The organism is Sphingomonas sp. GW821-FHT09E03, from assembly GCF_059416225.1.
In genome coordinates this window covers 1-766 of the sequence record NZ_JBWKOS010000032.1, presented here as the reverse complement: position 1 = coordinate 766, position 766 = coordinate 1, and the positions used below count along the sequence as shown (strand labels likewise).

The 766-nt window shown below is 65.8% G+C and carries 1 protein-coding gene; it reads left to right on the top strand.

Going from position 1 to position 766, the window contains the following annotated elements:
* Window positions 1-747 (top strand): IS5 family transposase gene (locus AC07M8_RS19665; RefSeq protein ID WP_495175913.1). Its coding sequence is split into 2 segments (ribosomal slippage), with 748 coding nucleotides annotated over them: window positions 1-323 and window positions 323-747; the frame shifts between segments, so codons are not numbered across the junction. This gene is flagged as partial in the annotation.
* Window positions 748-766 lie beyond the last annotated feature (19 nt).

Here is a 766-nt window from a genome sequence, read left to right as displayed (position 1 = left end):
GTTTTGGCTGACGGACGAGCAGATCGAGCGGCTACGGCCGTTCTTTCCCAAGAGCCACGGCAAGCCGCGGGTTGATGACCGGCGGGTGCTGAGCGGCATCGTGTTCGTCAACCGCAACGGCCTGCGCTGGCGCGATGCACCCAGCGCCTACGGGCCCCACAAGACGCTCTACAACCGCTGGAAGCGTTGGGGCGAGGCGGGCGTGTTCACGCGGATGATGGAGGGTCTGGCTGCGGTCGGCGCTGAGCCGAAGACGGTCATGATCGACGCGACCTACCTCAAGGCGCACCGCACGGCATCGAGCCTGCGGCTTAAAAAGGGGATCTCGGCCGCCTGATCGGGCGCACCAAAGGCGGCATGAACACCAAGCTCCATGCCGTCGCCGATGCGAACGGCCGCCCCTTGAGTTTCTTCATGACGGCCGGACAGGTCAGCGACTACACCGGCGCGGCAGCGCTACTGGACGACCTGCCGAAAGCTCAGTGGCTGCTCGGCGATCGGGGCTACGACGCCGATTGGTTCAGGGACGCCCTCCATGCCAAGGGCATCCAGCCCTGCATCCCGGGCCGGCGATCGCGCAACGAGCCGGTCAGATACGACAAGCGCCGCTACCGGCGCCGCAGCCGCATCGAGATCATGTTTGGCCGTCTCAAAGACTGGCGGCGCGTTGCCACCCGCTACGATCGCTGCCCAACGGCCTTCTTCGCTGCCGTCACCCTCGCTGCCACCGTCATCTTCTGGCTGTGATCAACGAGTCCTGACCCTA